Source organism: Hungatella sp. L36, from assembly GCF_014288035.1.
In genome coordinates this window covers 1-10,099 of record NZ_JACOPC010000038.1, presented here as the reverse complement: position 1 = coordinate 10,099, position 10,099 = coordinate 1, and the positions used below count along the sequence as shown (strand labels likewise).

Sequence of the window (10,099 nt, the reverse complement as noted above, 5' to 3'; positions counted from 1 at the left end):
CCCCGCAGGCTGAGTTGATAACGATGGGCAGTCAGTACCTTGCCCACTGCCTTGCCAAAGGCAGATTTTTATCTATCCCACGCTTCACGCATATATGTGAAGCTATATGGGCGCACCCAATCGTCAAACAGGCTGCCATTGATGTCTACGGAATCATTGACATTCACGGACAGCATACCGGCCGGGGTCCATGCATCTATGATCCGGGTGTAAACCGTATAGTCGCTGTGATCTGGATACCACACAGGGGAAAAATGGACGTTTCGGTTGTACGTGGAATAGGGATTCTCCTTAAACTGGAACGTGGAATTTAAGCCATTCTGCCTGCGGGACAGGAGCCGCCAGTACGTCTGGTATTTGAACTCAGAAAAGTAGGATACTGCAGTTTGGGCCGTGGTGTAATGGCTTGACGGAGCATTGGAGGATAAACGCGCGTTTGCGTTTTCTTTTACTCCATATCCGCTTTTCATGTTCTTGCCGGAAGCGGTCGGCACAATGTCATCCGGCCACAGCTCCATATCCCCGTCCAGGGAGGCATAATAGTAATTAGCGTCGTATTCCCAATCGCCGTGATCGTGTCCCTCATCACAGAAATCCGACACCCAGTAGGCGTACCAGACACTCCAGGAAGCGGACGTCTTCTGCGTATCCCTCGGCAGGGAAGGCATGGTAAAACGCGGATTCGTGTCTGTGGCCTGCGGATCAGGCGGCGGGTTTTCATCCAGGGACTCAATCCGGGCGATAAATTCTGTCTCTGATGTATTTCCGGATGACACGCTAACCCGGATACGGATATCCTGGGGTGTGGATGGAGTATGCCACTTCACCCAGACAACCTGGGAGCTGTAGGAAGGCATGACAATATTGGTAACACGGTAGGTCCGGTCTTTGATGTAAAAGGTTACCTTTCCGGGACTGCTCGGAGTCAGGCGCCTTCTGGAGTTAAGCGTAATACTGGTGATGACATCGGTATCGACGCGGTATACAACATCAGGGGCCTCAATCTCAGGCGCAGGCAGATCCTTATAGCTTACGATGCCGATTCCCAGAGCCGAGATAATCTGCTCATCCGTTACCCGTTCGTTGGTGGGACCAGTCCAGGCCGGAAAGCCCAGATCGCCTTTTTCCAGGAAAATAGCAAGGGGCAGATTTTTCTGGATGACATTCGGCAGCATAGAGACGAGCGCGCCGCCGCTTAACTGGTTATACAGGGCCGCCTCAGTAGCCGTCATGGCGTAGAAATTACCCTGATAGGTAAAATAGCAGATTGGCTCAATCACAAGTTTATAATCGCCGTCAATCAGCGTTTCATATTCCAGGCCGGTTGCGTCGGATACCATTTTTGCCGCAAATTCCGAACAGAAGTATTGCCGGATTGCCTGGATGTTGGCCGGATGGGTATTGCTCGTCATAATATAAGGGATGGTAGCGGCCGGTATATGATAAGGATAATTTCCCTGTGCCGGGGTAAGGGCAGCTCCGGCCCGGTAGTCCAGCTTACTGTATTTCTCGAAATGGAAGATAGGCTTCGAGAACGACTTATTGGAAAAATCAACAGAGGGAGCCGCTGCTTCCCCTGTTTCTGCATTTACCACGGTAATGCGGACGCCGTCATTACCCGGGGACCAGAAGTTCTGGGCAGTTCCCTGTCCCATTCCGGAACCGCCTCCGTCCATATTCCCTTCCCCTGCAGCAAGGACCTGCACAGGGCAGGCCAGCGTAAGGAGGAGGGTATACAGAAGAATCTGCCGAAAGATTCGTTTCATAATTCAATGTTCTCCTCTCATAGAAAAAAGGCTCAGGTGGATTCCCTAAGCCTTTCTTGTCTTTACCTATTCAATGTAACCGATTTGTTTATTCACATCCCCATCGTTATCCAGGATATCTGCCTGGGGAGCACCTGGGGTCGTCCAGCCGAAGACAGGGTCATAAACCTGACCTTCATGCTCGTTTGAATCGGCTGAAGGAGCTGCAGCTTCCTGTCCTTCCGTATCCGGAGCCGCTTCTGTTGGAGCCTGCGTTGGTTTATCCGGGCAGCTTTTTGCTGGCTGTGATTGCGTTTCCGGGATTTCCCTGGCTGGCTTTGTCACTGGCGGAGTCAGGGCAATTTCAACCTCATCGCCTTCACTTTCCACTACCTGTATTTCATCATCGGGAGTTCCCTCCAACAACTCCCGTGTGGGTGCCTCAGTCTCCTTTGGAAGAGAAGCGGCGGCCGGTTTTGTCTCAGGTTCGCTCCAGGTGACGGTTTCGGCGGCCGGTTCAGACGCTGCCGGCTCAAATACCGGTTCCGGACTCCGGTTTAAAAGGAAGGCGCCTCCCAGAATGCCGACGCATAATAAGGATAAGGCGGTAACTGCTATTATATTGGAATGGTTCTGTTTTCCTTTTTTCATAAGCTCATCTCCTATCTATGTGCTGATATATACTATATACGGACCGGCCTCTTAAAACCAACAACAAATTATCTTAATATTTGGTGTGATGGGAACCAGTCAGCTCAATCCGCTGTGTAACCGGTGGAAAGGCCCTGCCAAACATATGGATTCTGAATTGGGCCTCACAGTAAAAAACGTATTCAATTTTGTCGTCATACTGGTTAAAATCCAACCGTATGTTCCGGAGGGTATAATTGTCATTCTCCATATCAATCCGATCCTTCAGGCTGTTAATGAAGTCCGCGCGGAGCGCTTCCTGATAGGAATGGCTCAAATGCAGATCCTTCATGTAGGACTCCAGATTCGCCTCACGCTGGGAATGGAACGTATCGGCATAGATTCGGGCGCTGACATTGTTTAACTCCATTTTGGCTGCATTCCGGATATTAATACTATTGATTTTAACCATTGCGAACAGCAGGACAAAGGCCAGGAGCATGTTGACGGCCAGAATGACAAAGATAGTAAAGTAGGATAAGTCACCACGCTCATCCCGGTATAATCGCTGCATCATGAAATTCACCTCGGTTTCCAATAATGTTCACTCACACCTGCGCCGCTGGCCCGGATGGTAATGGGTACCAGACGCAGCTTCCAGAAACCGCCCAGATGGCATCGGCCGGAAACAGAAACATAAAACGGTGTGCCAATTTGAATCTGATCCGTGTCATCCGGTGAATCCACATCATAGGTAAGGCCCTCGGCTCCGGATATCTGATCGGCCAGATAGGTGAAAAGCGAGTTGGTGTCATCGTTCTCCCCTCCATTCAGCTGGATCTGCTTTACCAGCTGATCGGCCAGGTGATCCATCTGCTGTTTTACGGAGATCACTTGAAAGACATTGATGATAAAAGCGATCATAATAGCGGCGACCAGGATATAAACAAAGGTACCAATATAGGACGCTTCCCCTTTCTCCGATTTTAAAGTCTGAAATACTTTCTGTTTCAAAAAATCCCCCCTTTCTGCTGGCAATAAAAAAACGCGGGCCTGGCTGGAGGGCCAGAAACCTGCGTTTCTTTGGTCTGCTTACTAATTTTCACAATACCAATTTTATCATATGGGATTTACCGTGTAAATCGCAAAACCGTGCCAGTTTGGGATATTTCAGTGCCATAGTTGTGCCAGAGACAAAATTCCCTATTATTTTGGATTCGGCAATCCGAGCAGATTATAAATGGTGACATTCAGAGCTTTGCTTAAAGCGAATAATTCATAATCGGCAACTACCCTGGTTCCAGCTTCAATGCGGCTGATGGATTTTTGTTCCAGTATCACATCATAGGTCTGAAGGCGAGCGGCCAGTTCTGTTTGTGATACATCTTGCTCACGTCTGTATTTCTTCACATTTTCGCCGCACATGTTGGTTTTGTCCTGATATTGATAAATCTTCATAAGTGTTCACCGCCCCTGTTACAAAATGATTTATTCCAAAGATGACTAATTGACACTATCACATAAATTGGATAAAATTATCCCAATGATGACTAAAAAGAAGAAAAGTCACAGAAAAAAACATCGGAAAGAAGGGTATGGCATGTAAAGGCAGGAAATAAACGTGAAAAGAACGGATTGACAACGATATGAAAGGGGATGCGGTGAAAAAATACTGGAAAAGAATCATGGTCGGCGTGACCTTTTTGGTTATCGCCTGGACAGCATTAAAGCCAGAGTACCGAGTGGTTTTCCAGCTCCGGTCATCTGGCAGAGACTACACAGAAACTATGGTCTGTGTTGTGGTAAAGCATGTATGGTTAAAAAAGCAGTTAGATAAGACTGCAGATGAAGTAGTACGGGAACACAGGCGGATCAATTATGATACGCCTACAAATGAAATCACACTTATATTTTACAGGAGCATGAAAGATTTTGACAACGGAATCGGCTGGAAGCAGTATACATACAGAGCCGATGGTAACGAAGTAGAATTGATAGCAGAAGACAGCTGGCCGTAGGCCAGGTATCAGATCGTCTTCATGAACTGGAGAAGGGTGGTCTGTTGTTCTACTGTTAAACGGTTCCAGGCATGGAACATGGATTTCTGTGACTCCGTGAGACAGATGGCCTGCGAATCGTCCTCCAGGAAAAATTGAGAGAGGGTGATTTGGAAGGCATTACAGATCTTTTCAAGGTTCTGGATACTGGGGACGGCATTTTGCCTGGACCAGGAGGATATGGTGGATTGGGTAATACCTGATTTTTCTGCAAGCTGGTATTCCGACCACTTCCGTTCCAGACGCAGGGCTGTGATTCGTTCTGTAATATTTATCATTCAGGGCCTCCCTTAATACGGTTATATCGTTTATTTTACTTCATTCTTTCGTTGTAATTTAATATTGCCTATCGTATAATTTAAACAGTTTGTCGTAGCGTTATGCAGAGAGGAGAACTAATGCAGTATCGGATATTGTCAGAAGAAATGCAGGATAGAGAAGTTAAGGTGTTAATGAGTATGCTGGTCCCTGGGAGTGTAGTCCAGAGAATCGAACGATTACATGATGTTAATGGAATCGATGTCTATTTTAAGCGAGGGGTATCGGATCAGGAGCTTATGGTTTCTTTTTTCCCGGATGAAGTGGAGGAGTGCCAGTTTTATATACCGATTGAAAATCTCAGACTGTATACGCTTTACAATTTGATAGAGGGGTACAGCACGTTCTGGAGCCATGCTCCTGTTAATCCGGATAAAGAGTCCAAACTGGCCGATCCGCTGTTAGATGAAGTCATTGCATTTTGGGAAAGACAGTTTCTGGAAGAAGGAGACCTCAAAGATACACATATGAAATGCGGCGAGACATGGGATCGTATTGTCCATTACAGTATGGAGGCGAACGACGGCCTGAAGGAAGATGTATCACGGCTGGAAGAATTGGACAGCACTTTTCAGAGAAGCTGCAGGAAATATTTTTATGTTCAGGGCCTAACAGACGCCTATCGGGTACTAAGCCTGGTTGGGGCTTTAAAACCAGAATAAATCTTGTAGATGCTGCTGGCTTTATACCGGCAGCATCTACATATCAATTCCTGTTATTTACACATTTCTTTCTCGTATGCGATGATTTGTTCCCAGGTCAGCCATTCCGGCTTTTCCAACTCAGAAAAACTAAGCCATATTTTTTTGATTTTCTCAATTTGTTCTTTCTCATCATGAGCCCAGAGCTTGTCAGGATCTCTATATCCATATCCTAAGTAATACTCACAATCAGATATTAACCGGCCCAGCATTTGATACTGGAACTTTTTTTCTTCACTAATCCGGTTTTCTGTAGGTTGTATGATAAACTCCTGATTTATGAGGGTACATGGCTCGCCTTCAAATTAATTATTGATGGCCGAGTATAAACACGGCTGCTCACTATCTCCTGATCCAACATCTTTCCATAAGTGATCGAACTGATCTTGATATACCGATTGGGAGCAGAAATCTTCACCGATATATTTTAATACCAGTACAACCTTTTCTTTGCCTTCTAAAGTCATAAGCGTTCCTCACCTTCAGAATAGTAGTTAATTTTCTTCCGGTATGCGTGTAAATGGGGCAATCCTTCCACATTTGGGGCATGGCGCTCCGACCGGATTAATCTGCTCTGCAGTTATTTCACCAATCGCTCCGCAGCATTCCGATTTAATCTTTATGAATTTCATATCTTTAATGAAATCAGGGCGGTATTTTCGGTTGAACGGAACAAAGCCAATCCACCCCGGATGGTCGAAGATCCGGTCCGCGTAAAGTTCCAGGGTGTACTGCCTCAGTTTATTAAATTCAAAGCAGCGATTATGAGTTGTCTCAGTCTCAAACTGGAGCAGATTATTAAACAGCTCTTCTTCATGCTCACGCTGAACCATGAATTCTGCCAGCTCGTACCATACAGATTCCTCAATTTCTCCCATAGGTGTCTTGACGCCTTTTGTGTAATATGTCTGTTTTTCAGATCGTTTGCCGACGCTGCGGCTCATAAGCGTTCCGTATTCCCAATGCATTTTTTCAAAAGTGATGTCGTTTAAGTCTAATTCGTTGATAGATGTTATCATGCCACCTTTCATTGATGGTCCCTCCTTTTAATTTTATCTTAAAAAAGAATGGCAGGGATCAGCCTTGTCATTCTTCTTTTAAGTCTATTCAAAAACAAAAGCCAGAAGCGCATCTGAAAAGAGCGGACTTCTGGCTGAACGTACAATCATAAACAGCGTGTATTCCATACTGGAGATACAAAATAAGATATACTGCAATTTTATAGGGAGGCTAGGGGGAAATCAATACGGTTGGTGACATAAAGGAGAAATATATATGAAATAGGGTTGAACTTTTTTGATGTGTTCAACCCCTTAGAATTACTATTTCAATAATTTTTTGAAGAAATCAAATATAGAGTGCTTCTTTTTAGCTGCCTGGGCTGGCTGGGTAGAGATACCTATAGGTGGAAGCCACTCTACATCACCGTTCCTCAAGAAATAATGGGAGTGACAAGGGTATGCGCCATTACCAATTGAAGGAGAAAGAGAAGCGTTGTCCCCATCATAGCTAACTATCCAGCCATATTGTTTGGATATTGGAGTGAAAATTTCCGATTTGCATCCGCAGGCACATAAATGCGCGGCTGTATTATACGGAATACAAATGTATAAAATACCTTCTTTTAGCTGTCCTGGTATTGCAGGTACAAACTGTGTTTTATAGTGCTGAAGTATTTTCATGGGCGAGAACTCCATCGTTTATGCTATAAACATCTGTAGTATATTTTCTTACATCTTGATAAAAACCACAATATTTTTTCCACTGAATGATTGCAAGACAGGCACTAAGACAATTTAATTCTGCAATCTGTATATTTGTCTTATATGCATTATCTATATCATCGTCAATATTCATATCAATAGATGATAAACCTGTTTGAGAGTCTGGGGTAACCAAGGTAGAACGTACTTGTCCGAGGAGAAAATTTTCCACAGAGGTTACTCCTATTCCTGTATCAATGAAAGGAATGCTATTATCTATTAAATATTGTGTGATGATTTTTTTGCTATCACCTTTATCAATGCAGATAAAAACGAAATTTAATCCGTTAAGAGAAGAAACATTATCCTCATCTATATAAATGTTATGTGCATGAATATTTTTATGAATATGTGAATATTTTTCATGAAAATATTCGGCTTTTGTACCACATGCATTTAAATCTGACATATCTGCGGCGCCAGGCGCTCTAAATGCATTATGTTGATAGAAATGATCTGCATCGTAAAGATGAATATTCTGTACAGGACATTTAGATACTAAGTCCAGTACATAAGATCCGCTTCCACCCAAACCAATAATGCCAATATTTTGCGATGCTAGTTTTTCGGAGATGGCAGTGATGGACGCTCTGCTGGAATTTGTATCATGATACTGAAAAACGGTATTACTGTCTTCAGAAGCAGTGCAGTATGTTTGGGCAGTGGCATTTCTATCGATTGATAATGCAGGGGCAGAAATAATTTTAATATACTGTACAAATTTCTCATAGTAATCTTTATACCCCTCAATTGGCTTATTAGAAAAGGAGTGGTTTATTATGATTCCCGAGCCCAAATCTTGAGTTAAATCTTGATGCGTGATACAAGACAGCTTGTCTCCATTTTTATCACATGGATGTTCACCTATAAAGTATATTACATGAGTTTCAGGTTTAATGGCAGCATTATTTGATAACGATAAGGGAGAGACTAGAGTCCCATATAGAACTTCTGCTTGCTGATTTACGTAGGGAATGTGGTGTACTAAGGCAAATGCACCACGAATCTCTAATTCGTAACCATCTTCCACAAGTTTCTGTAAGTCTGTGCTATGATCGAGAAGTTTTTGTGACATTAAAAACCAGCTCCTTTCGCACAGTAATAACATCACCTTCTGTTAGCATACCCTTATCATGTTCATTTTTAGAGTATGTAACAGTGTAGACGGTTGATTCACTTGGGGTATACTCATTAAACGCCAACTGGACAATCTGCTCAAAAGTGAGTTTCTTTTCAAAGGTTTCAATGCTTCTTCCGTTTACGATTATAATGGTCCCTTTTTTATGAAGATCAGGGTTGTTGTTGATATTATTTAAATTATTCATGTTTATTGCCTCCAAATATTGAAAAAATTTTGTTGTTGGGTTACAATAAACTCGAAGTCGTTGCAGCGACTAACGAGTACATATTTTGTGGAAAATCTGTAGGTGCTATACCTACGGATTTTTTTTGGAGAAGCTCGAATCATTAGACCTCCTTTTCACTAAAAAATGGTGAAGTGTTGGCTTTTATAAAACTCCGATTAAGGAGTTTTATAAAAAGTATAGATGCTGCCGTCCCTTCTCATCTTTGATTTCTCGCCTAAATAATTTATTAGAGTCATAGAGCTTTTTTAGGCGATTACTCGCACTGTTGATTTCTATTCCGAAATATTCTGCAATATCCCTTGCAGATACTTCTTTGTGAGACTGCACAAAATCGAAAGTATTTTGTAAATTGGGTTCTTGCTTAATCAAAAACTTATAGCTGGAATCATAATATAAAATATTAGTTTTTTCATTGTCCATTTCGTTGCGAATAAGCAATGCCCCCTGTAAATTCTCTATGATAGCTTCATTACAATGGCTTAAACGAAGAACTACATTTTTATACTTTGCAATATGCTTTTGAAGGTTAATTACAAATTCATCTGCAAAGGAAGCATCGCATCCTGTTATACCTTCAAAAGAACAATCCACCAAAGTACCGCCGTTGAGATATTGAACGAGAGGAAATACTTCTGTGTACATTTTAACTGCATTAGGTCTATAAAATAATTCTTTATTTAGACCAACTTTCTGTGCTAATTCATTCATAAGAATACATAACACTTTTTTCCCTCCCATCATACTTCACTAAAAAATGGTGAAATCATACTCTTAGAATAATACTTTTTATTTCGGTTGTCAAGAGCTAATTTAAAATAAATAATGTTTGTGTTCCTATTATAGGGTATTTAAATTTTACTATATTAAATTTTTCGGTTTTGCCGAAATAGCGTAGCATTGTATTGCCTGATCGAATTTGAACTTCGCCTCCATAAGTATGCAGGTGTTTTTTCACTATTCGAAAACCTAATCCGCCATTGTTATTTCCTCGACATGAGAATCCTTTTATAAATGCATAGATGAGAGGATTTTTTCTGTTTTCTGCAATCCAGGGATAAGCTTTATCAAGGCTTTGTCCTATACCCATGCCAGTATCACAAAAAGCAACACGGACAGACAATTTTTTTCCAACAGGGCTATATTTTTGTAAAGTATAATAGCATATACCATCCTGATTTTCTTCACTATGCTCTAAACTGTTTCCAGCGATATGACGTATATATTCTGATATTTGCTTTACATACTGATCGGGATGCCGTTCGGGAAACCATTCATATAAAATCCTTTTAGTGTCCGATATCATCTCATCACATTGATTTGGCCTACTCATTATTTTCATTTCGACCAGAGTATTTGTTGTCCTCTTTTTCCATAGAGGGGGTTTTTGGGAAAAATCGATAAATGCTACTACAATGTATTTATGGGTAAAGTACACGACAGCCAGTCGTGTCTATATCCATCTTGTTGCTAAAGCTGTTAGAATAGAGAGTGCAATGGGCTGACGGCCAAAATGCTGGA

Annotated in this window: 16 protein-coding genes; 2 read left to right on the top strand and 14 right to left on the bottom strand. The window is 42.4% G+C overall.

Annotation, left to right across the window (positions count from 1 at the left end):
- Positions 1-68 precede the first annotated feature (68 nt).
- The 5 genes from H8S80_RS33630 to H8S80_RS33610 form a co-directional block, all read right to left on the bottom strand.
- Positions 69-1,766, bottom strand: coding sequence for a DUF8193 domain-containing protein (locus H8S80_RS33630; RefSeq protein WP_117633727.1), 1,698 nt, complete (start codon positions 1,764-1,766; stop codon positions 69-71).
- Between the two features lie 66 nt (positions 1,767-1,832).
- A complete protein-coding gene (locus H8S80_RS33625) occupies positions 1,833-2,396 on the bottom strand; it encodes a DUF6550 family protein (protein ID WP_117624314.1) in 564 nt (187 codons plus the stop codon).
- 73 nt (positions 2,397-2,469) lie between these two features.
- Positions 2,470-2,952, bottom strand: coding sequence for a hypothetical protein (locus H8S80_RS33620; protein ID WP_117624315.1), 483 nt, complete (start codon positions 2,950-2,952; stop codon positions 2,470-2,472).
- A 5-nt stretch (positions 2,953-2,957) separates the two neighbouring features.
- Positions 2,958-3,389 carry a DUF4320 family protein gene (locus H8S80_RS33615; RefSeq protein WP_117624316.1) on the bottom strand — a complete coding sequence of 144 codons (432 nt, stop codon included), beginning with the start codon at positions 3,387-3,389 and terminating at the stop codon, positions 2,958-2,960.
- 192 nt (positions 3,390-3,581) lie between these two features.
- Positions 3,582-3,833: a helix-turn-helix domain-containing protein gene (locus H8S80_RS33610; protein WP_117624317.1), complete on the bottom strand. Its 252-nt coding sequence runs from the start codon at positions 3,831-3,833 to the stop codon at positions 3,582-3,584.
- A 203-nt stretch (positions 3,834-4,036) separates the two neighbouring features.
- Here H8S80_RS33610 and H8S80_RS33605 point away from each other — a divergent pair, with 203 nt between their 5' ends.
- Positions 4,037-4,393: a hypothetical protein gene (locus H8S80_RS33605; RefSeq protein ID WP_147338584.1), complete on the top strand. Its 357-nt coding sequence runs from the start codon at positions 4,037-4,039 to the stop codon at positions 4,391-4,393.
- An 8-nt stretch (positions 4,394-4,401) separates the two neighbouring features.
- On the opposite strand, the gene H8S80_RS33600 is transcribed toward H8S80_RS33605, so the two are convergent.
- The gene (locus tag H8S80_RS33600; protein WP_117624319.1) at positions 4,402-4,710 is read right to left on the bottom strand and encodes a helix-turn-helix domain-containing protein; all 309 of its coding nucleotides are present in this window, start codon (positions 4,708-4,710) and stop codon (positions 4,402-4,404) included.
- A 120-nt stretch (positions 4,711-4,830) separates the two neighbouring features.
- Between H8S80_RS33600 and H8S80_RS33595 the strand changes: the two genes are divergently transcribed.
- A complete protein-coding gene (locus H8S80_RS33595) occupies positions 4,831-5,412 on the top strand; it encodes a hypothetical protein (protein ID WP_117624320.1) in 582 nt (193 codons plus the stop codon).
- A 53-nt stretch (positions 5,413-5,465) separates the two neighbouring features.
- On the opposite strand, the gene H8S80_RS33590 is transcribed toward H8S80_RS33595, so the two are convergent.
- From H8S80_RS33590 to H8S80_RS33555, 8 genes are all read right to left on the bottom strand, one after another.
- The gene (locus tag H8S80_RS33590; protein WP_270586417.1) at positions 5,466-5,693 is read right to left on the bottom strand and encodes an LPD11 domain-containing protein; all 228 of its coding nucleotides are present in this window, start codon (positions 5,691-5,693) and stop codon (positions 5,466-5,468) included.
- Between the two features lie 63 nt (positions 5,694-5,756).
- Positions 5,757-5,918, bottom strand: a complete 162-nt coding sequence (locus tag H8S80_RS33585; protein WP_181988082.1) for a hypothetical protein — start codon at positions 5,916-5,918, stop codon at positions 5,757-5,759.
- A gap of 27 nt (positions 5,919-5,945) precedes the next feature.
- Entirely contained in the window at positions 5,946-6,482 is a 537-nt protein-coding gene (locus H8S80_RS33580; protein ID WP_117624322.1) for a hypothetical protein, read from the bottom strand.
- Positions 6,483-6,773: 291 nt separating this feature from the next.
- Positions 6,774-7,133, bottom strand: a complete 360-nt coding sequence (locus H8S80_RS33575; protein ID WP_117624323.1) for a ubiquitination-like system serine protease family protein — start codon at positions 7,131-7,133, stop codon at positions 6,774-6,776.
- A complete protein-coding gene (locus tag H8S80_RS33570; RefSeq protein ID WP_178258132.1) occupies positions 7,111-8,289 on the bottom strand; it encodes a ThiF family adenylyltransferase in 1,179 nt (392 codons plus the stop codon). Before H8S80_RS33570 ends, H8S80_RS33575 begins: the two co-directional genes overlap by 23 nt.
- On the bottom strand, positions 8,264-8,539 hold the full coding sequence (locus tag H8S80_RS33565; protein WP_117624325.1) for a multiubiquitin domain-containing protein: 276 nt from the start codon (positions 8,537-8,539) through the stop codon (positions 8,264-8,266). Before H8S80_RS33565 ends, H8S80_RS33570 begins: the two co-directional genes overlap by 26 nt.
- A 207-nt stretch (positions 8,540-8,746) precedes the next feature.
- Entirely contained in the window at positions 8,747-9,289 is a 543-nt protein-coding gene (locus H8S80_RS33560; protein ID WP_147338582.1) for a hypothetical protein, read from the bottom strand.
- Positions 9,290-9,386: 97 nt separating this feature from the next.
- The gene (locus tag H8S80_RS33555) at positions 9,387-9,911 is read right to left on the bottom strand and encodes an ATP-binding protein (RefSeq protein ID WP_147338581.1); all 525 of its coding nucleotides are present in this window, start codon (positions 9,909-9,911) and stop codon (positions 9,387-9,389) included.
- Positions 9,912-10,099: the final 188 nt, after the last annotated feature.